This is a genomic window from Pseudomonas sp. SST3, from assembly GCF_003325755.1.
In genome coordinates this window covers 12,771-32,883 of sequence record NZ_QORI02000017.1, presented here as the reverse complement: position 1 = coordinate 32,883, position 20,113 = coordinate 12,771, and the positions used below count along the sequence as shown (strand labels likewise).

Below are 20,113 nucleotides of genomic sequence, written 5' to 3'. Positions count from 1 at the left end.
ATCCCCCTACGGCACGGCTCATGCAGCCAGCCCGTCACCTGAAGGTTTAACTCCGATGGATATGCAATCCCGTATACGTCAGCTTTTCCAGGCCAGCATCGAAACCAAGCAGAACGCCATGGACGAGCTCGCCCCCAGCATCGAGCAGGCCGGCCAAGTCATGGTCAATACGCTGCTCAGCGAGGGCAAGATCCTGACCTGCGGAAATGGAGGATCGGCTGGCGATGCTCAGCATTTTTCATCGGAGCTGCTCAACCGCTTCGAACGTGAGCGCCCCAGCCTTCCAGCGATCGCATTGACCACGGATAGCTCGACACTGACGTCCATCGCCAATGACTACAGCTATAACGAGGTCTTTTCCAAACAGATCCGCGCGCTAGGCCAGCCGGGCGATGTGCTGCTGGCGATATCCACCAGCGGCAACTCGGCCAACGTCATACAGGCAATACAGGCGGCACACGACCGGGAGATGGTAGTGGTCGCGCTTACAGGCCGCGACGGTGGTGGAATGGCCTCACTGCTGCTACCGGAGGACGTGGAGATTCGCGTGCCGGCGAAAGTGACCGCGCGCATCCAGGAAGTCCATCTACTGACCATCCACTGCCTGTGCGATCTGATCGACAACCAACTGTTCGGGAGCGAAGAATGAATTCGGTTCGACTGCACGCAGTTACGCTTGCACTGTGCCTAGCCGTTACCGGCTGCAGCTCGGTACTCAACGCCACGCGCGACGACCCCATCAATGACAACCGAGGGACGCGCACGATCGGTAGCACCATCGACGATTCGCTCATCGAAACGAAGGCGGCCGTGAATATTGCCAAGGCCCATCCGGATCTCGACCAAGGCTCACATATTGTCGTCGCGAGCTACAACGGTGTGGTGTTGCTTGCCGGCCAGACACCGCGCACGGAGCTGAAGCAGATGGCCGAGCAGGCCGCTAGCTCCGTCCAGCGTGTCAAGCGTGTGCACAATGAGCTCCAGGTACTGAAGCCCTCCTCCGCATTAGCTCGCAGCAATGATTCCTGGCTGACGACCAAGATCAAAGCCCAGATGCTTGCAGACGCGAGCGTTCCCGGGTCACGCATAAAAGTCATCACCGAGAACGGCATCGTCTATCTGCTTGGCCTCGTCACTCGCCAGGAAGGCAATCGCGCAACAAGCGTGGTGCAAGGCGTGTCCGGCGTACAGCGCATCGTCAAGCTGTTCGAATACATTGACTGAGCCACTTACAAGCTGACCTCACGTGGCAGCCAAGCTGACGCGGCTGCCACGCTTTTTCTAGGCCTACTTGACGACCTTCAAACTAGGACGCCCGCCCGAAGCCGGACGCGGCGACACACCCGCACCGGACGAATCATCAGCCGGCGTAGTGTCGTCGGGCGGGGTAGGCTCGATTTCGAACACCATCCCCTGCCCGTTCTCCCGCGCGTAGATCGCCATGATCGCGGCGGATGGAACATGCAAGCTATGGGGGACGCCCCCGAAGCGACCCTCGAAACTGATCGCCTGGTTGTCCATCTGCAGATGGCGAACCGCGCTTGGCGCCACGTTCAATACGATCTGACCATCACTGGCAAAGCCATCGGGCACCTGAACACCTGGGTGATCAGTATCAACTAGCAAATGCGGGGTACAGTCGTTATCGACGATCCACTCATACAGTGCCCGAACCAGATAAGGACGACTTGAAGTCATATACAGCCCCTCTTAGCGCATGCCGCGCTCAACGGCGGATAGACTGACCTGGAAGGCCTCTCGAGCAAAGTTGACTTCCATGTAATCAAGTAGCGGTTTCGCGGCCCGCGGCAGCTCTATGCCGAGTTTGGGCAAACGCCACAAGATCGGCAACAGACAGCAATCCACCAGGCTGATCTCATCGCTCATGAAGAATGGCTTCTCAGCGAACACAGGCGATACACCTGTCAGGCTTTCTCGCAGCTCCTTGCGCGCCTGCGCTCGTGGCGCATCGGCAGTACGGCGATCGGCGATTCGATCTACCAGAGCACACCAATCCCGCTGAACCCTATGCACCAGCAGTCGGGTATTGGCTCTGGCCACGGGATACACCGGAAGCAATGGCGGGTGCGGATAACGCTCTTCCAGGTATTCAGTGATCACATTCGGCTCGTACAGCGCCAGATCACGATCCACCAGCGTAGGCACGCTGGCGTATGGATTTACCTCAGTCAGTCTGACCGGACAGTGCGCCGGGTCAACGTCTATTATCTCTACGCTGACGCCTTTTTCAGCGAGTACATAGCGTACCCGATGCGAATAATGGTCGGCGGGATCGGAATAGCAGGCCAACCGATTGGTAGCGGCCATAGGGTCCCTCCTTCATTGGAATTGTGGGATGGCATAAAAAAGCACGCGCCCAAAAGGGCGCGCGCAGAGTACCGCAAAACAGCGAAGGATCAGTGGACGTCTTTCCAATATTCCCGCTTGAGCAGATAGGCAAAGACGAAGAAGAACGCCAGGAACAGCAGTACGTAGGTACCGATGCGCTGACTTTCCAGCTTGACTGGGTTCGCCGAGTAAGCCAGGAAGGTCACCAGGTTCTTGATCTTCTCGTCATACTCCGCCTCGGTCAGCTCACCGGTGCCCGGCACAACTGTCATGGCATTGCAGTCTTCGTGCGTGATCGGGGTACCGGTCAACGGATCGAACTGCTTGCGGCCATCTTCAACGACCTGAACCTGTTTGCAGGCTACGGATTCGCCCTCAGGCAGCTTGCCCGGCAGAACCTGGCGGCCTTGCAGCGGCGCGAGAACATGCGGCATACCGACGTTGGGGAAGACCGTGTTATTGACGCCGTAAGGGCGCGCCGGGTCTTCATAGAAGCTGCGCATGTACGAGTACAGCCAGTCGTTGCCACGCACTCGCGCTACCAGCGTCAGATCCGGCGGAGCCGCGCCGAACCAGGCCTTGGCGTCGTCCGGCTTCATCCCAATCTTCATGTGATCGCCAATCTTGGCACCACTGAAAACCACACTGTCGAGCATCACATCCGCTGGAATCCCCAGATCGGTCGCGACACGCTCGTAGCGCTGGTATTGCGCACTGTGACAGCCCATGCAGTAGTTGGCGAAAGTCTTCAGACCATCCTGCAGCGCCACCTTGTCGGTCAGGTCGATGTCGACCTCATCAAGGTGAGCGCCACCGCCAGCGGCGAAACCGAATGCCGGCACCAATGCAAGAATCAATGCAGCGAATTGCTTTTTCATCAGCCAGCCACCCTTTGCGGAACTACTTTGGTCTTCTCGAGCTTGGTGTAGAACGGCATCAGGATGAAGTAACCGAAGTAGATAGCAGTACAGATCCGAGATACCAACGTACGCTCAGGCGTCGGAGACAGCACGCCAAGCACGCCGAGGATGACGAAGGAGATGCAGAACAGCACAAGTGCGATCTTGCTCATCCAGCCCTTGTAACGCATGGACTTGACTGGACTACGATCCAGCCATGGCAGCACGAACAGCACGGCGATGGCAGCACCCATGGCGATAACGCCCAGAAGCTTGTCCGGAACGGCGCGCAGAATCGCGTAGTAAGGCGTGAAATACCATACCGGCGCGATGTGCTCAGGCGTCTTGAAAGCGTTCGCAGCTTCGAAGTTCGGCTTCTCCAGGAAGTAGCCACCCATCTCAGGGAAGAAGAACACGATGGCGCAGAACACGAACAGGAATACCACTACACCGACGATGTCCTTGACCGTGTAGTAAGGATGGAACGGAATGCCATCCAGCGGCATACCTGCTTCGTCCTTGGTTTTCTTGATGTCCACACCCATCGGGTTATTCGAGCCGACTTCGTGAAGCGCCAGGATGTGCAGCACGACCAGGCCAAGAATCACGATCGGCAGCGCGATGACGTGTAGCGCAAAGAAACGGTTCAGCGTGATACCGGAAATCAGGTAATCACCACGAATCCACTGGGTCAGATCCGCGCCGATCACCGGGATGGCACCGAACAACGAGATGATCACCTGGGCGCCCCAGTAGGACATCTGACCCCAAGGCAGCAGATAACCCATGAACGCTTCGGCCATTAGAGCGAGGTAGATCATCATGCCGAAGATCCACACCAGCTCGCGCGGTTTCTGGTAGGAACCGTAGAGAATGCCACGGAACATATGCAGATAGACCACGACAAAGAATGCCGATGCTCCTGTGGAGTGCAGGTAACGAATGATCCAGCCGAACTCCACGTCACGCATGATGTATTCGACAGACGCGAAGGCACCCTCGGCGGACGGCTCGAAGCTCATGGTCAGCCAGATACCGGTAATGATCTGGTTGACCAGCACCAGCAGCGCCAGGGATCCAAAGAAATACAAGACGTTGAAGTTCTTCGGTGCGTAGTACTTGCTTAGATGGTCTTCCCACATCTTGGTCGCAGGGAAACGCGCATCCACCCATTCCATGAACTTGCTCATCATGCGCTCTCCTGGTCCACGCCGATGACGACCAAAGAGTCCGTCTCGTAGGTGTGAGGGGGAACCGGCAGGTTCAAGGGAGCAGGCTGCCCCTTGTAGACGCGGCCAGCCATGTCATATTTCGAACCATGGCATGGGCAGAAATAACCACCGAGCCAATCGGCGCCCAGATCAGGGGCGGCAACTTCAGGACGGAAGGAGGGAGCACAACCAAGATGCGTGCAGAGCCCAACGACGATCAACAGTTCCGGCTTGATCGAGCGAACCGTCGGATCGACATAGGCCGGCTGTTCAGACGCTTCGGATTTCGGGTCGGCGACCGTATCGGTCAACTTAGCCAGATTAGCCAGCGCCTCCTCGGTACGACGCACGATGAACACCGGCTGACCGCGCCATTCGGCGACCATCTGCTGGCCTGGCTCGATCTTGCTGATATTTACCTTAACCGGTGCACCGGCTGCCTTGGCCTTGGCACTCGGGAACCACGATCCCACAAACGGGACCGCGGCACCCACCGCTCCTGCAGCACCTACTACCGAAGTAGCGGCTACGAGGAAGCGACGCCGGCCAGCATTCACGCCGTCATTGCTCATTCAGTCGTCTCCCATCAGTTTCTTATGGCCTACCGAAGGCAGGCGTCTACTACGTAAAATCAGCCGCGGAAAATTCGCCAAATGGTAAAGAAAAGCCCCTCGGATGACAAGGTAATAACCGGACACAACCTGTCGCGAAGCCCCTAAAACCGGGGCTCTCCTAACGCGACATGCTGTCGCACAGGGCAAAAACAGGCCAAAAAAAACGCCCAGCTTCGAATAAAGCTGGGCGTTTCTGTGAAGCGGAAGCGAATTAACGCTTCGAGTACTGCGGACGCTTACGCGCTTTACGCAGACCGACTTTCTTACGTTCAACCTCGCGAGCATCACGAGTAACGAAGCCAGCCTTGCGCAGAGCAGGGCGAAGCGACTCGTCATACTCCATCAGTGCGCGAGTGATACCGTGACGGATCGCACCGGCCTGACCACTTACACCACCACCCAGAACTGTAACGTAGATGTCGAATTTTTCGACAGTCTCGGTCAATTCCAGCGGCTGACGAACCACCATACGAGCGGTTTCGCGCCCGAAGAAGTTATCCAGCTCACGATTGTTGATGGAAATCTTGCCAGTACCAGGGCGCAGGAATACGCGCGCGGTTGCAGTCTTGCGACGGCCAGTGCCGTAATTTTGAGTCGCCGACATAATGAACTATTCCGTTAAATCTTCAGTTCTTGGGGCTGCTGAGCGGTGTGTGGATGGCTGGCACCCTTGTACACCTTCAGCTTACGATACATGTCGCGACCCAGCGGGTTCTTAGGCAGCATACCCTTGACCGCGGTCTCGATCACACGCTCTGGCGCCTTGGCGATCAGCTTCTCGAAGTTGATCGACTTGATGCCACCCGGGAAACCGGAGTGAGAGTAGTACATCTTGTCGGTGGTCTTCGCACCAGTAACACGCACTTGCTCGGCATTGATAACGACGATGTAATCACCGGTATCGACGTGAGGGGTGTATTCCGCCTTGTGCTTGCCACGCAGGCGGCTAGCGATTTCGGTTGCCAGACGACCCAGGGTCTGGCCTGCAGCGTCGACGACGAACCAGTCGCGCTTGACGGTTTCCGGTTTAGCAGTAAAAGTCTTCATTCGTTATAGCCTCAGGGGCCGCCCTGAAAATAAGACGGCGAATCTTACTGAATGGTGCTCGCCCTGGCAAGCCAGGACAGCCGGAAACAGACGCTATCGGGGGCTCGGGTCAGCGCGTCCGCTACGGCAGTGTTCGGTAGGCTAGGCATCCCCTACCTTGGTTTTGCGTCAGCGGGCTAGGCATCCCCGGCGACAGGCTGCGGAATTATCCGGATTACCAGCAAAATAGCAAGCACGTTCGGCTGCCGTATTGCCAAGGGTTACGTCACCACAGTTGCCAGGGGCATAATCGAGCGCGCGCTCGAACTTCCCGGAGGCGCTGAACGAAGCGAAACTTATTGCCCGCCTCCGCAATCCGATCCACCAAACCTCATTAGACAGAAGGATCCCGCATGGAATTGCGTCAACTCGGCCGCACCGAATTGAAAGTCAGCTCGCTATGCCTGGGCAGCATGACCTGGGGCGAGCAGAACGACCAGGACCAAGCGTTCGCCCAGCTGGACCGCGCCAAGGCCGCAGGTATCAACTTCCTCGATACCGCCGAAATGTATCCCGTGCCGCCGCGCGCGGAAACCTACTCAACCACCGAGCGCTACATAGGTAATTATTTCAAAGCCCGCGGAAACCGGGCCGACTGGATTCTTGCGAGCAAAATTGCCGGGCCTGGCAACGGCATCAGCCACATTCGTGACGGCCAGCTGAAGATGAATCGCCAGCATATCGTTGCCGCACTGGATGCAAGTCTGCAGCGACTGCGAACGGACTGGATCGATTTGTACCAATTGCACTGGCCGGAACGCAGCACCAACTTCTTCGGCCAGCTTGGCTATCGCCACCAGGATCAGGATTTTACGCCGATCGAGGAAACGCTTGAGGTCCTCGACGAGCAGGTGAAGGCCGGAAAGATCCGCCATATCGGGCTATCGAACGAAACGCCCTGGGGCGCCATGAAGTTTCTGCAGCTGGCCGAATCCAGAGGCTGGCCCCGTGCTGTTTCGATCCAAAATCCGTATAACCTTCTCAACCGCTCCTTCGAAGTCGGCCTGGCCGAAATCTCGATTCGCGAACAATGCGGCCTGCTCGCCTACTCGCCACTGGCCTTCGGCATGCTCAGCGGCAAATACGAGCAAGGCGCGCGCCCGGCCGGAGCGCGGATCACGCTTTTCAGCCGCTTTGCCCGCTATACCAACCCCCAGTCGCAAGCAGCCTGCTCCCGGTATGTCGCATTGGCCCAGGAGCATGGTTTGGATCCGGCCCAGATGGCGCTGGCTTATGTAACTCGGCAACCGTTCGTCACCAGCAATATCATCGGCGCCACTTCCCTCGAACAACTGGACCGCAACATCGCCAGCACCGAGCTGCAACTGTCTACCGAGGTACTCGAAGCCATCGAGTCGATTCACACCGAACAGCCCAACCCCGCCCCTTGAGACCCCGCCCCGCTCGCGCGACTGAGAGCGGGTCGACCATCGGCTCCGCAGTGATGAAGCCGCGACCGCAAAGCCAGCGCTGGCGCAAGGAGCCCTGAAGATGATTGCCACCGAACTGCTCGCACCAACCAGCCTCGTCCTGGGCTGGTTGCTTTACGCTGCGGGCCTGATATGGGCCTGCGCGCGAACACCCTGGGTGGAGCTGTTCAGCGACACCCGCCGCCAACATTTGCTGCTTGGCGCGGTATTGGCGATTTTTTTGCTATGGCTGGTCCGCCGAGATTTCGATTCGGGGCTGTCCGTCCATTTCATTGGCCTGACGGCTGTGACCCTACTGCTGGATTGGCCACTGGCGATACTGGCAGCCTTTGCCGCTCAGCTGGGCCTCGCCATTACGGGCCATCAACAGCTGGCTGCCCTCGGCCTGAACGGCGTGCTGCTGGTGCTGATACCCGTTACGGTGACGGAGCTTTGCGCGATTGCGGTCGAGCGCACCCAGCCCCGCAATCTCTTTGTCTATATATTCTTTTCCGGCTTCTTTGCTGCCGGCCTCGCCGCGTTGTTCTGCATTCTGGCGGGGCTCGGGATTCTGCTGATCGATGGCCGCTATCCGATGCCACCCTGGCTGGAAGACTTCGCCGGCTACATCTGGCTACTGATGTTTCCCGAGGCGTTCATCAACGGCACCATCGTGAGCGCGCTGGTGGTGTTCTATCCAGATTGGATGGAAACCTTCAACCGCAGCCGTTATCTCCAAGCGCCCTGGAAAGACGACGGCAACAAGCGGGCTTGAGCGCACAACAACGCGACCCAATTAGAGCAACACACCCGAACCCGAACCCGAACCCGAACCAGGCTCAGTGCTGGCGGGGCGGCATGTCATCGGAAAACAGATCATCTTCGAGCTCATTGCCTGGGATCGCATGCTCTTCCGAGGCCCAGGCGCCGAGATCGATCAACTTGCACCGCTCGGAACAGAAAGGCCGGCTAGGGCTCTTCACGCTCCACTCGACGGGAGCGCCACAGGTAGGGCATTCAACAATCGTAGTGCTCATTCCTGACCTCCTCGTAGCGTCAGATAAAAATTATGCAGACGTTCCACCTCAGACTTTAACCATGCCATATCAAGATCATTGACCAGCACGTCGTCGGCATGACGCAAGCGTTCTTCACGACTGGCCTGCGCCTTGAGTATGGCCCGAATCTGCTTTTCGCTTGACTGATCACGCCGGACCACACGCTCCAGCTGCAGGGCCTCAGGCACATCGACTACCAACACGCGATCAACCTGCCGATACTGGCCGGACTCCACCAACAGCGGGGAGACCATGATGGCGTAGGGAGAAGTTGCCCGAGCGAGATGTTCGGCAACCTCCTGACGAATCAGCGGGTGCAATAGCTGCTCGAGCCATTTGCGTTGTTCCGGATCACGGAAAACCAGATCACGCAGCACCGCGCGGTCCAGACTGCCATCAGCGGCGAGAACGGTCTCCCCAAAACGCTCAGCGATTAATCCAAGCGCTGGCTTGCCCGGCTCAACGACCCAGCGCGCAGCATGATCGGCGTCGACCCAATGCACGCCGAGACATCCAAACTCCTCCGCCACAGCACTCTTGCCGCTGCCGATACCGCCAGTCAAACCAAGCACCCAGGGCTTCATCACGAACCGTCCCGCAAGAAAACGACGCGCAGTAGTAACGCCTGAAAAGCGAGGATGCAAGGGGCCAGGCCATGCGTAGGCGATCAGCGAGCGACGGGGCGCCACTTAAACCGTTCAAATGGCCAGTGTAGGCCGGCAATAGCTCCGCCTTCGCTGCAAGGCGCACCTCCTTACCGAAGGCTCGCGAGGCGGACGCTTCAGATTCGATTGCGTCCACGCTCTGAGGTGGAACTTGGCTGTTGAAGCTTCGTACCCGCCATCTAAAAGCGGGACGCTCGCGATGCTCTAGAACCCGGCGAATTGCAGATAACCCGAGGTGATTTGATCACCCCAGAGCAGCGTGATCCAGCCGGCAATCGCCAAGTAGGGGCCAAAGGGGATAGCCGTACCGCTATCTGCTTTTTGCATGCGCAGCATGACAGTACCCAGCACCGCGCCCACTACGGACGACAGCAGAATGGTCAGCGGCAGAACCTGCCAGCCACCCCAGGCTCCGAGCATCGCCAGCAGCTTGAAGTCGCCATAGCCCATGCCCTCCTTGCCGGTCACGAGCTTGAACAACCAGTACACCGACCACAGACTTAAATAGCCAGCAATCGCACCCCATACCGCCTCAGGCAGTGTCGCGAACAGCCCGAAGGAATTAACGATCAACCCCAGCCAAAGCAACGGCAGCACGATGGAGTCGGGCAACAGCTGATGATCGATGTCGATCATACTCATCGCCAGCAAGCCCCAAGTCAGCAACAGCATCGCACCGGCCTGCCAGGAAAAACCGAAGTGCCAGGCAACATAGGCGGACAACACCCCGCACAGCAGCTCGACCAAGGGATATCGACTGCTGATCGGTGCGCGGCAAGACGAACACTTGCCACGCAATGCCAGCCAGCTCACCAACGGAATGTTCTCCCACGAACGAATCTCATGATCGCAATGCGGGCAATGGGAATGGGGAAGAACCAGATTGAAGGTCGAAGCAGACTCGGCCGGCAACTCGAGGAATTCTCGCGCCTGGGCGCGCCAGTCCCGCTGCATCATTATCGGTAAGCGATGGATCACGACATTGAGAAAGCTGCCGATCAGCAGTCCCAACACAAGAACGCATAAAACAAAGGCCAGCGTGTTGCTGGCCAGAAAAGTCACAACATCCATGCTTAAACCACAGCCCCTAGCTGGAAGATCGGCAGGTACATCGCAATGATCAGGCCACCAACCAGCACGCCAAGAACCGCCATGATCATGGGCTCCATCAGGGCAGTAAGCCCATCAACCATGTTGTCCACTTCATCTTCGTAGAAGGTTGCCACCTTGGCCAGCATTTCATCTAGCGAGCCGGACTCCTCGCCGATCGCCGTCATCTGTACTGCCATGCTTGGAAACGTTCCGGTTGTGCGCATGGAAAAGTTGAGCTGCATACCGCTGGACACGTCGCTCTTGACCTTCATCGTAGCGTTACGGAACACGACGTTGCCTGTAGCGCCCGCGACCGAGTCCAAAGCATCCACCAAGGGGACGCCGGCGGCAAAAGTGGTCGCCAACGTCCGGGCAAACCGAGCCACTGCGGACTTGTAGAGAATGTCGCCGACAACCGGAACCTTGAGCAAAAACCGGTCAAACCAGTTTCGAAAGCCCTCCGATTTACCGTGAGCAGTCTTAAATGCATAGGCAGCGCCAAACAAGCCGAGCAGCACTACGTGCCACCATGCCTGCAACGCCTCCGACAGACCGATGACCATCAGCGTGAATGCCGGTAGCTCTGCCCCGAAGTTAGCAAAAACATCCTGGAACTGAGGCACGACTTTGATCAAAAGAATCGAGGATACGATGACCGCAACTAACACAACGGCGATGGGATAGTTCATCGCCTTCTTTATCTTGGCCTTCAGCGCCTCGGTCTTTTCCTTATAGGTCGCCACGCGATCCAGCAGCGTTTCCAACGAACCGGACTGCTCACCCGAGTCGACCAGGTTGCAATACAGATCGTCGAAGTACTGGGGCTTCTTGCGCAGCGCGGTGGCGAAGCTGTTACCCGCAGCGACCTCCTGCTTGAGATCGTCGACCAGCTTGCGCATGTTCGGATTATCGAAGCCCTCACCAATGATGTCGAAGGATTGCAGCAGCGGAACGCCGGCCTTCATCATGGTCGCCATTTGCCGGGTGAACAAGGCGATGTCCATCGGCTTGATTTTCTTACCGGCGCTGAACAGCGATACCGATTTCTTACGCACCTTCTGCGGATTGACACCCTGCTTGCGCAGCTGCGCCTTGACTAGCGCAGGACTGACGCCACTTAGCTCACCCTTGATCTTAGCGCCCTGCCTGTTGGTACCTTCCCAGGTAAAGACACTGGTTTTTATCGCTTTCTGCGCCATGTTAATCCTTGGTCACCCGGTTGACTTCTTCCAGGCTGGTCACGCCCTGCATGGCCTTGACCAAGGCCGAGGTTCGCAGGTCATTGAAGCCGTCTTTGCGCATCTGGGTGGAAATGTCGATGGAGTTGCCGTCTTCCATGATAATCCTGGCCAGGGCCGGCGTGTTTTTAACCACTTCATAAATACCGACACGGCCTTTGTATCCCCCCTTGCAGTTTTCGCAGCCAACCGGGCCGTAAACTTTGAAGGTGCCGATCTTATCGGCAGGAAAGCCCTCCTCAATTAATGCCTCGCGCGGCAACTCGACTTCTTTCTTGCAGCTGTTACAGAGCTTGCGCGCAAGGCGCTGGGCGATAATCAGGTTTACCGAAGTAGCGATGTTGAAAGCCGCAACGCCCATATTGCGCAGACGGGTCAGGGTCTCCGCGGCGCTGTTGGTGTGCAGCGTCGACATCACCATGTGGCCGGTCTGCGCGGCCTTGATGGCAATTTCGGCGGTTTCCAGGTCCCGGATTTCCCCCACCATGATGATATCCGGGTCCTGGCGCAGAAAAGCACGCAGCGCCTGCGAGAAATCCATGCCCTGACGGGGATTGACGTTGACCTGGTTGATACCCTCCAGGTTGATCTCTACCGGGTCTTCGGCGGTGGATATATTCACGTCGACCGTATTGAGGATATTCAGGCCCGTATAAAGCGAAACGGTCTTTCCCGATCCGGTCGGCCCGGTTACCAAGATCATGCCCTGCGGTTGCTTGAGGGCATTCATATACAGCTCTTTCTGGTCCTCTTCGTAGCCCAACGCATCGATACCCATCTGGGCACTTGAAGGGTCGAGAATCCGCATCACAATCTTCTCGCCCCACAAGGTCGGTAGGGTGTTCACGCGGAAGTCGATGGCTTTCGTCTTTGAAAGCTTCATCTTGATCCGGCCGTCCTGCGGTTTGCGGCGCTCCGAGATATCCAGTCCGGCCATGACCTTCAAGCGCGCGGAAATGCGCGGGGCCAACTGAATCGGCGGGCGGGCCACTTCGTGAAGGATGCCATCCGTACGGAGTCGTACGCGAAATGCTTTTTCATAGGGCTCGAAATGCAGGTCGGATGAGCCGCCGCGAATAGCGTCGAGCAGCATCTTGTTAACGAAGCGAACGACCGGCGCGTCATCGGCGGCCTCACTTCCATCCTCGACTTTGCCATCTTCGCTGACCGTCTCGACATCGACGCCATCCAGATCGACCTCGCCCAGATCTTCCAGCCCGGTGGTGCCGCTTTCGTACAGCTTATCGATCGCAGCGCCTAACAGGTCGTCCTCTACCAGGATCGACTCGATGGTCAACCCGGTGCTGAACTGGATATCGGCAATTGACTGATGATTGGCGGGGTCCGAAATGGCCACATACAGCTTGGTGCCGCGTTTGGAGAGCGGGAGTACGCGGTGCTGACGTGCCAACTTCTCGCTGATCAGGTCCTTGGGTAGCGATTCCTTGTCCATCGCGGAGAGGTCGAGCAATGCGACACCAAATTGCTCGGAGGCGAGCTCCGCTATGGCACGGCCTTTGGCCAACTTGTTTTGAACCACATAGGTGACGAAAGGAGTTTTGCTGCGAACAGTCTGGGCCTGCGCCTGTTGGGCTGTTTTTTCGTCCAACACGCCGGCCACGACCATCTGCCGTGCCAATCCGGATAGAGAAATGTTTTCGCTCATGACGGCCTCGCTCGAATCTGTGCCCGCCTTATAGCGCAGATGCCGGGCCCTGCAAACAAGGTCAGCGGCAGGTGACGTTATTGGTCACATATCGCCCGCAAAGAGTCGGTCGAGAGGTGCAACGCAGCCACTTTGTGTAGGCGCGCTTGAAGCCCAGGGATGGGCAGCGCCCAGGGAAGACCTCTCGGCCACGAAAAGAGGTTGAGGTACATCACAGTGTCAGCCGTCGCACCCGAGCCGAACGATATCTGGCACGCCAACTGCTTTAGCTTTGGCAGGCTCATAGGCCTTAACACTCTAAGGAGATACAAATGAAAGCTCAGATGCAGAAGGGTTTTACTCTTATTGAATTGATGATCGTAGTTGCGATCATTGGTATTTTGGCTGCGGTTGCGATTCCGCAATATCAGAACTATGTATCCAAGTCTCAAGTTAGCCGGGTAATGTCGGAATCTGGCCAGGTTCGTACTGCAGTAGAGGCCTGCATACTTGATGGACGCACGGCCGTTGGCGACGCAGCAGGCGAATGTGACCCAGGCGCTACGGGCTCCAACCTGGTTACTGGCCCCGCTCAGACAAGCATTATTCTTCCCGCAGGCACTGGCGTTCCGCAAGTTACAGACCCTCTTACTGCCACATCAACCATCGTGGCTACTTTTGGCGGTAACGCTGCTGCAGTATTGACAGATGCCGGTGCCTCCCTAACTTGGACCCGTTCCGCAGATGGTAGCTGGGCCTGCTCGACTACCGCCGTTCCTGCCAACCTGATTCCTAACGGTTGCTAATCCTGTAGCCCTGTAGGGCGGGTGAAACCCGCGCGGTTACATACCGTCTGACACAAACGAAACCCTGCCTTCACCGGCGGGGTTTTGTGTTTATGGCATCCGGCCACGGCAATGGTCATCCGACCACGGCGGATCATTTCGGGCCAATCGGCGACGGTTCCGCATCGCGCCGACCCGTTATCGGCGGGTTTTCACCCGCCCTACGGTTTATTCGGCACCGTGTACCCGCGTGGTTACGCACCATCTGACACAAACAAAACCCTGCCCTCACCGGTAAGGTTTTGTGTTTTATGGCATCCGGCGACGGCGCTGGTCATCCAACCATGGCAAACTCGCCTTCGGGCCGTTCGGCGACGGTTCCGCGCCGCGCCGACCCGTTATCGGCGGGTTTCATCCGCCCTACGTCTACTCCGCATCGTGGATGGCAGCTTTCGTTGCACCACCAGCCCAATCGGCGGGATATATCCCTTGCCTGACGCAACGATGGAAGGACGACCATGCCCAACCGCCGCGCGTGCCACATACCCGTGCTTCAGCGGATTGGCATGCAGATAATCCATATGCTGGCGGAAGTCTCGTTCGTCTCGAATGAGATGCTCCCAGAACCGGTGCTGCCATAAGGTTCCGCATTGCTTGGCCGAGCGTCGCGGTGTGAGAAAGCCAGGTCGGAGATATGCCGGCCCGCACCTGCGAGTCACGTGGCGCTTGATCAAGCGCCACCGGTTGGAGAAATCGGCATCCCCCTCAGGCAACGTCCAGATCGTATGGAGATGAAGTAACACCCTCCGGGCACCCTTGCCCGACGAAAACGAGACATACAACATCCTTGTTTGACCGAACATTGATCGTGAACGGTTCAGCGCCAGGCTGCAATATGGGGCGTAGGCCGGTGAAACCCGCCACTGTGGAGCCATTCAATAGCCGTGCCTCGCGGGTTTCACCCGCCTTACGGTTGTCTTCCGCTCCTCCCTAGTCCCACCACCCCGCTATACTCCACCCTTTTGCGAGCCAGCCCTGTGGCCAATAAACGATACAGCTGCGTCGGCTTGCTCAACCCCAAGTCGCCCTCCAACGTCGGATCGATCATGCGGGCCGCTGGCTGCTATGGCGTCAGTTCGGTCTTTTATACCGGCACGCGCTACGATCGCGCCCGCGACTTCAATACCGACACCAAGAAGGTCCATCAGGACATTCCGCTGATCAATATCGACGATCTGCGTAAGATCTTGCCGCTCGGCTGCGTGCCGGTGGCGGTGGAACTGGTCGAAGGTGCTCGGGCTCTTCCCGAATACACGCATCCGGATCGCGCCCTGTATATCTTCGGGCCGGAGGATGGCTCGTTGAACAAGGAAATCCGAGACTGGTGTGAAGACGTGATCTACATCCCTACCACCGGCTGCATGAACCTGGCCGCTACGGTCAATGTAGTGCTGTACGATCGGTTGGCGAAGGGCAACAACACCCGCTCCGGGCCGCAGTTCTAGAAACGTGCCCGGCCAACGTTCAGCGCTTCATCCCGCTCGACTTACCTACAAAAACTGTCCTCAGGAGGAATCATGAGCTTTACCGTTTACCTGTCTGGTGAAATCCATACCGACTGGCGTGACGAAATCAAGCGCGGCGCGGCCGCCGCCGAGCTGGACGTGGTTTTCACTTCCGCCGTAACCGATCATGAGGCCAGCGATGCTGCCGGTGATTGCCTTGGTGCCGAATCCAGCGCCTTCTGGCGCGATCACAAATCCTCCAAGGTCAATGCGATTCGCACCAAGACGCTGATTCAACAAGCCGACCTGGTGGTGGTGCGTTTCGGCGACAAGTACAAGCAGTGGAACGCCGCCTTCGATGCCGGTTACTGCGCGGCCCTGGGCAAGCCATATGTGACGCTGCATGGCGACGACATCGTGCATCCACTGAAAGAGGTCGATGCGGCCGCCATGGCCTGGGCGACTAGCACCGAGCAGGTTGTGGAGATTATTAAGTACGTGGTTCGCGACTGATAGCTAGCGATATCGGCAGGCCGATAGCCTGCATTTGCCGCGAGGGCGCGCCTCCTACACAAGCAAAGCAACCGCCATAAACAAAACGCCCTGCATCTGCAAGGCGTTTTTTTACCGCGACCTCTTAGATCGCGCCACGCTTACGCAGCAGATCAATGACCTGCTTGGCGCCCTCTTCCACCGTCAGCGACTCGGTATCGACGATGAGATCAGCATTGCCCGGCACGTCATAGGGGAAGGACTCGCCAGGAATGTTATCGCCAGCCGCCGCATACAGACCCTGCGGATCGCGCTGCTGACAAGCCTGCGGTGATGCCTGCACGTAGACGGTGACGACTCGGTCACTGCCGATCAACGCCTTGGCTTGCTCGCGGCCTTCTGCGTCCGGTGCGACGAATGCCGCCAACGTCAACAGCCCAGCCTCGTTGAACTGGCGCGCCACCTGTGCGGCGCGGCGCCAGTTCTCGGTACGACCGGCACGGTCCTGCGGAAGGCCCTTGTTCAGGTCATGACGTAGATTCTGGCCATCCAGTACGTAGACAGCGCGCCCCATGTCGAACAGTTTGCGTTCGACCGCGTAGGCCAACGTGCTCTTGCCGGCGCCGGAAAGACCGGTGAACAGCACGGTCGCGGGTTGCTGACCAAAGCGCGCTGCGCGCTCTTCGGTAGAGACATGAGCCAGCGCGCCATGATGCCCGGACGAACCATGAGCAACCGGATCGGCGATGATCATGCCCGCACCGACGGTACCGTTGGTGAGGCGGTCGATGATGATAAACGAGCCGGTAGCCGGGTTCCTCGCATAGCCATCCAGCGCAATCGCAGCGTCCAGGCTGACCTTGACCCGCCCGATCTCGTTCAGCTGCAGGCTACTGGCCGGGCCATGTTCCAACGTATTCACGTCCACACGATGGGTGATGCTGGCAATCGAACCTGGCACGTAGCTGGTGGCACGCTTGATGTCGTATTTCTTGCCCGGCAGCATCGGCTCTTCGGCCATCCACACCAGCATGGCGTCAAAGCTGTCCGTGATGCGTGGCTGGTTGTCAGCATGGACCAGCATGTCGCCACGAGACACGTCGATCTCGTCTTCAAGCGTCAGCGTGATGGCTTCGCCCGGGGTTGCCTGCTCCAGCTCGCCGTCAAAAGTGACAATGGATTTGACGGTGCTGCGCTTGCCGGACGGCAATACCACCACCTCGTCGCCCTTGCGCACGATGCCGCTGGCCAGCGTCCCAGCGAAGCCCCGGAAATTAAGGTTGGGACGGTTGACGTACTGCACCGGGAAGCGCAGGTCGTCGAAGTTGCGGTCGCCGGCAATCTCGACGCTCTCGAGAATCTCCATCAGCGACTGGCCTTCATACCAAGACGCGCGCTCAGAGCGATTGACCACGTTGTCGCCCTTGAGCGCGGACATCGGCACGAAATGCAACGAATTTGGCTGCAGCTCGATACGCTCGGCGAAGGCCAGGTAATCGGCCTTGATACGCTCGAACACCTGCTCGTCGAAGTCCATCAGATCCATCTTATTGATGGCCACCACGATGTGCTTGATGCCGAGCAAGGAGGTTATGAAGCTGTGGCGCTTGGTCTGCGTCTGCACGCCGTAGCGCGCATCGACGAGGATGATCGCCAGGTCACAGGTCGAGGCACCGGTTGCCATGTTGCGCGTGTACTGCTCATGGCCGGGGGTGTCGGCAATGATGAACTTGCGCTTGGCGGTGGAGAAATAACGGTAGGCGACATCGATGGTGATGCCCTGCTCGCGCTCGGCCTGAAGACCGTCGACGAGCAACGCCAGATCGACGTCGTCGCCTGTGGTACCGGATTTCTTCGAGTCGCGGGTGATGGCTTCGAGGTGATCTTCATAGATCATCTTCGAGTCGTGCAGCAGGCGCCCGATCAGGGTGCTTTTGCCGTCATCGACATTACCGCAGGTCAGAAAGCGCAACAGCTCTTTGCGCTCGTGCTGCGCCAGGTAGGCGAGGATGTCCTCGCTGATCAAATCAGACTGATGAGACATGGTGCGGAATCCTTAGAAGTAGCCCTGACGTTTCTTTTCTTCCATCGAACCGGCGCCATCGTGATCGATGACGCGGCCCTGACGTTCGGAGGTACGCGTCAGAAGCATTTCCTGGATGATCTCCGGGAGAGTCGAGGCAGTGGATTCCACTGCACCGGTCAACGGGTAGCAGCCGAGGGTGCGGAAGCGGACCATGCGCTTCTCGACGCGCGCCTTTTCCTCGTTGGTGAGGTGTTCGAGGATGCGCTCGTCATCGATCATGATCAGGGTGCCGTTCTTCTCGATGACTTCGCGCTCCGCGGCGAAGTACAGCGGCACGATCGGGATCTGCTCCAGGTAGATGTACTGCCAGATGTCCAGCTCGGTCCAGTTCGACAGCGGAAAGACGCGGATCGACTCGCCCTTCTTCACGTTGCCGTTGTAGACATTCCACAGTTCAGGGCGCTGGTTCTTCGGGTCCCAGCGATGCTTGCTGTCGCGGAAGGAATACACGCGCTCTTTCGCCCGAGATTTCTCTTCATCACGCCGTGCGCCACCGAACGCCGCATCGAAGCCGTGCTTGTCGAGCGCCTGCTTGAGACCCTCGGTCTTCATGATGTCGGTGTGCTTGGCGCTACCGTGAGTAAAGGGATTGATGCCCTGCGCAACACCATCCGGGTTGACATGGGTAATCAGGTCCAGGTCCATCTCGGTGACCATCTTCTCGCGGAAACGATACATTTCTTGAAATTTCCAGCGAGTGTCGACGTGCATCACCGGGAACGGCAGACGGCCAGGAAAAAATGCCTTGCGCGCCAGATGCAGCATCACGGCCGAATCCTTGCCGATGGAATAAAGCATCACCGGATTATCGAACTCGGCGGCCACCTCACGGATGATGTGGATGCTTTCCGCCTCCAGCTGTTTCAGATGCGTCAGTTTGTCGACCATGGCTACTCACGAATTGGCAGGTGGACGGCCGGCATGGCCGGAACGAGGCGCAACTTTAGCACGGCACAAAATTCTAATCAGGCCGCTTCTTAGATCGAAATGCTCTAGGTTTATACCGGCGAAACCGCGCTTCATCTTCCGCGCTGAGTAGGGTTACGACCAGCAGGGGCGGCGCATCAGGCCGGATTGGGGCAGTCGATAAACAGGTGCTCGACGGCAAACCGCTTCGCCAGATAATCACCGAGCGCCTGGACACCGTAACGCTCGGTGGCGTGGTGCCCGGCTGCAAAGAAACTCAACCCGTTTTCACGTGCGATATGCACGGTGGGCTCCGAGACTTCTCCGGTCAGGTAGGCATCGACGCCGGCCGCCACAGCTTGATCGATATAACCCTGAGCGCCGCCCGTGCACCAGCCGATCCGCCTGATAAGCCCGGCTCCTTCGATCATCAGCGGCTCGCGTCCGAGTACGGTCTGTATCCGACGCATGAAATCAGCGGGCGCAAGCGGTGTTTCGAGCGAGCCAACGAGACCGACCGAGCGTGGGTTGTCGGGCTCCAGCGAGCCTTCCACGACTAGCCCGAGCAACCGCGCCAACTGGACGTTGTTGCCCACTTCCGGGTGCACGTCGAGCGGCAGGTGATAGGCGAGCAGACTGATGTCGTTGTTGAGCAGCGTCTTCAATCGGCGCTGCTTGATGCCAACGATGCGCGGATCTTCGTTTTTCCAGAAATAGCCGTGATGCACCAGCACCACGTCGGCCTGCGCCTCGACCGCCGCATCGAGCAGCGCCTGGCTGGCCGTAACCCCGCTGATAATGCGGCGAACCTGCGGCCGTCCTTCTACCTGCAGGCCGTTCGGACAATAGTCGGAGATTTTGGCGGTGTTCAGGTAGCGATCCGCTTCCTCTACCAGTGTCGTCAGCGCAATGGCCATGCAAGTTTCCTCTCATCAATATGCCGACGCTGGCTGCACTGATAACAGCCACTGCCCGGTCTGGAACGAAAATGAACCAAGCGGCGTTGGCAAACCAGCACAGAATCACCGTGGCAGAGCTGCAATTCGCAGCCAGCTTCGTATAATGCCGCCACC

The 20,113-nt window shown here is 58.1% G+C and carries 22 protein-coding genes and 1 pseudogene; 7 read left to right on the top strand and 16 right to left on the bottom strand.

Annotation, left to right across the window (positions count from 1 at the left end):
• The first annotated feature begins 55 nt into the window (after nucleotides 1–55).
• Both DQ405_RS16935 and DQ405_RS16930 read left to right on the top strand, forming a co-directional pair.
• Entirely contained in the window at nucleotides 56–649 is a 594-nt protein-coding gene (locus DQ405_RS16935; protein ID WP_168425225.1) for a phosphoheptose isomerase, read from the top strand.
• On the top strand, nucleotides 646–1,224 hold the full coding sequence (locus DQ405_RS16930; RefSeq protein ID WP_168425224.1) for a BON domain-containing protein: 579 nt from the start codon (nucleotides 646–648) through the stop codon (nucleotides 1,222–1,224). The genes DQ405_RS16935 and DQ405_RS16930 overlap by 4 nt, the downstream gene beginning before the upstream one ends.
• A 63-nt stretch (nucleotides 1,225–1,287) precedes the next feature.
• On the opposite strand, the gene DQ405_RS16925 is transcribed toward DQ405_RS16930, so the two are convergent.
• From DQ405_RS16925 to rplM, 7 genes are all read right to left on the bottom strand, one after another.
• Complete coding sequence (locus DQ405_RS16925; RefSeq protein ID WP_168425223.1) at nucleotides 1,288–1,698, bottom strand: ClpXP protease specificity-enhancing factor; 411 nt, start codon at nucleotides 1,696–1,698, stop codon at nucleotides 1,288–1,290.
• A gap of 12 nt (nucleotides 1,699–1,710) precedes the next feature.
• Complete coding sequence (locus tag DQ405_RS16920) at nucleotides 1,711–2,328, bottom strand: glutathione S-transferase N-terminal domain-containing protein (protein WP_168425222.1); 618 nt, start codon at nucleotides 2,326–2,328, stop codon at nucleotides 1,711–1,713.
• 89 nt (nucleotides 2,329–2,417) lie between these two features.
• The gene (locus DQ405_RS16915; RefSeq protein ID WP_168425221.1) at nucleotides 2,418–3,227 is read right to left on the bottom strand and encodes a cytochrome c1; all 810 of its coding nucleotides are present in this window, start codon (nucleotides 3,225–3,227) and stop codon (nucleotides 2,418–2,420) included.
• Complete coding sequence (locus DQ405_RS16910; RefSeq protein ID WP_168425294.1) at nucleotides 3,227–4,438, bottom strand: cytochrome b; 1,212 nt, start codon at nucleotides 4,436–4,438, stop codon at nucleotides 3,227–3,229. The genes DQ405_RS16915 and DQ405_RS16910 overlap by 1 nt, the downstream gene beginning before the upstream one ends.
• The gene (petA, locus tag DQ405_RS16905; RefSeq protein WP_168425220.1) at nucleotides 4,438–5,031 is read right to left on the bottom strand and encodes a ubiquinol-cytochrome c reductase iron-sulfur subunit; all 594 of its coding nucleotides are present in this window, start codon (nucleotides 5,029–5,031) and stop codon (nucleotides 4,438–4,440) included. The genes DQ405_RS16910 and petA overlap by 1 nt, the downstream gene beginning before the upstream one ends.
• 253 nt (nucleotides 5,032–5,284) lie before the next feature.
• Nucleotides 5,285–5,677 carry a 30S ribosomal protein S9 gene (gene rpsI, locus DQ405_RS16900; RefSeq protein ID WP_158187526.1) on the bottom strand — a complete coding sequence of 131 codons (393 nt, stop codon included), beginning with the start codon at nucleotides 5,675–5,677 and terminating at the stop codon, nucleotides 5,285–5,287.
• Nucleotides 5,678–5,691: 14 nt separating this feature from the next.
• Nucleotides 5,692–6,120: a 50S ribosomal protein L13 gene (gene rplM, locus DQ405_RS16895; protein ID WP_168425219.1), complete on the bottom strand. Its 429-nt coding sequence runs from the start codon at nucleotides 6,118–6,120 to the stop codon at nucleotides 5,692–5,694.
• 392 nt (nucleotides 6,121–6,512) lie between these two features.
• Between rplM and DQ405_RS16890 the strand changes: the two genes are divergently transcribed.
• Complete coding sequence (locus tag DQ405_RS16890) at nucleotides 6,513–7,550, top strand: NADP(H)-dependent aldo-keto reductase (protein WP_168425218.1); 1,038 nt, start codon at nucleotides 6,513–6,515, stop codon at nucleotides 7,548–7,550.
• Between the two features lie 100 nt (nucleotides 7,551–7,650).
• A complete protein-coding gene (locus DQ405_RS16885; RefSeq protein WP_168425217.1) occupies nucleotides 7,651–8,343 on the top strand; it encodes an energy-coupling factor ABC transporter permease in 693 nt (230 codons plus the stop codon).
• Between the two features lie 64 nt (nucleotides 8,344–8,407).
• Here the strand turns inward: DQ405_RS16885 and yacG are convergent, their stop codons facing one another.
• The 5 genes from yacG to pilB all read right to left on the bottom strand — a co-directional run bounded on the left by yacG (nucleotide 8,408) and on the right by pilB (nucleotide 13,287).
• Nucleotides 8,408–8,605, bottom strand: coding sequence for a DNA gyrase inhibitor YacG (gene yacG / locus DQ405_RS16880; RefSeq protein WP_168425216.1), 198 nt, complete (start codon nucleotides 8,603–8,605; stop codon nucleotides 8,408–8,410).
• Nucleotides 8,602–9,210 carry a dephospho-CoA kinase gene (gene coaE, locus DQ405_RS16875; protein ID WP_168425292.1) on the bottom strand — a complete coding sequence of 203 codons (609 nt, stop codon included), beginning with the start codon at nucleotides 9,208–9,210 and terminating at the stop codon, nucleotides 8,602–8,604. The genes yacG and coaE overlap by 4 nt, the downstream gene beginning before the upstream one ends.
• A gap of 285 nt (nucleotides 9,211–9,495) precedes the next feature.
• Complete coding sequence (locus DQ405_RS16870) at nucleotides 9,496–10,362, bottom strand: prepilin peptidase (protein ID WP_168425215.1); 867 nt, start codon at nucleotides 10,360–10,362, stop codon at nucleotides 9,496–9,498.
• Nucleotides 10,363–10,364: 2 nt separating this feature from the next.
• Nucleotides 10,365–11,582 (bottom strand): type II secretion system F family protein, encoded by a 1,218-nt coding sequence (locus DQ405_RS16865; RefSeq protein ID WP_168425214.1) that lies wholly within the window; start codon nucleotides 11,580–11,582, stop codon nucleotides 10,365–10,367.
• A 1-nt stretch (nucleotide 11,583) separates the two neighbouring features.
• A complete protein-coding gene (gene pilB / locus DQ405_RS16860) occupies nucleotides 11,584–13,287 on the bottom strand; it encodes a type IV-A pilus assembly ATPase PilB (protein ID WP_168425213.1) in 1,704 nt (567 codons plus the stop codon).
• 311 nt (nucleotides 13,288–13,598) lie between these two features.
• Here pilB and DQ405_RS16855 point away from each other — a divergent pair, with 311 nt between their 5' ends.
• Nucleotides 13,599–14,072, top strand: a complete 474-nt coding sequence (locus DQ405_RS16855; RefSeq protein ID WP_168425212.1) for a pilin — start codon at nucleotides 13,599–13,601, stop codon at nucleotides 14,070–14,072.
• A 405-nt stretch (nucleotides 14,073–14,477) separates the two neighbouring features.
• Here DQ405_RS16855 and DQ405_RS28620 read toward each other — a convergent pair.
• A pseudogene (locus DQ405_RS28620) lies at nucleotides 14,478–14,845 on the bottom strand (REP-associated tyrosine transposase); the annotation flags it as partial.
• Between the two features lie 243 nt (nucleotides 14,846–15,088).
• On the opposite strand from DQ405_RS28620, the gene DQ405_RS16850 reads away from it, so the two are divergent.
• Nucleotides 15,089–15,556 (top strand): TrmH family RNA methyltransferase, encoded by a 468-nt coding sequence (locus tag DQ405_RS16850; RefSeq protein WP_168425211.1) that lies wholly within the window; start codon nucleotides 15,089–15,091, stop codon nucleotides 15,554–15,556.
• Nucleotides 15,557–15,628: 72 nt separating this feature from the next.
• Nucleotides 15,629–16,069, top strand: coding sequence for a YtoQ family protein (locus tag DQ405_RS16845; RefSeq protein WP_168425210.1), 441 nt, complete (start codon nucleotides 15,629–15,631; stop codon nucleotides 16,067–16,069).
• A 124-nt stretch (nucleotides 16,070–16,193) separates the two neighbouring features.
• On the opposite strand, the gene cysN is transcribed toward DQ405_RS16845, so the two are convergent.
• The 3 genes from cysN to DQ405_RS16830 form a co-directional block, all read right to left on the bottom strand.
• A complete protein-coding gene (gene cysN / locus DQ405_RS16840; RefSeq protein ID WP_168425209.1) occupies nucleotides 16,194–18,092 on the bottom strand; it encodes a sulfate adenylyltransferase subunit CysN in 1,899 nt (632 codons plus the stop codon).
• 12 nt (nucleotides 18,093–18,104) lie between these two features.
• A complete protein-coding gene (cysD, locus tag DQ405_RS16835; protein ID WP_168425208.1) occupies nucleotides 18,105–19,022 on the bottom strand; it encodes a sulfate adenylyltransferase subunit CysD in 918 nt (305 codons plus the stop codon).
• A gap of 176 nt (nucleotides 19,023–19,198) precedes the next feature.
• Nucleotides 19,199–19,957, bottom strand: coding sequence for a Nif3-like dinuclear metal center hexameric protein (locus DQ405_RS16830; protein WP_168425207.1), 759 nt, complete (start codon nucleotides 19,955–19,957; stop codon nucleotides 19,199–19,201).
• Nucleotides 19,958–20,113: the final 156 nt, after the last annotated feature.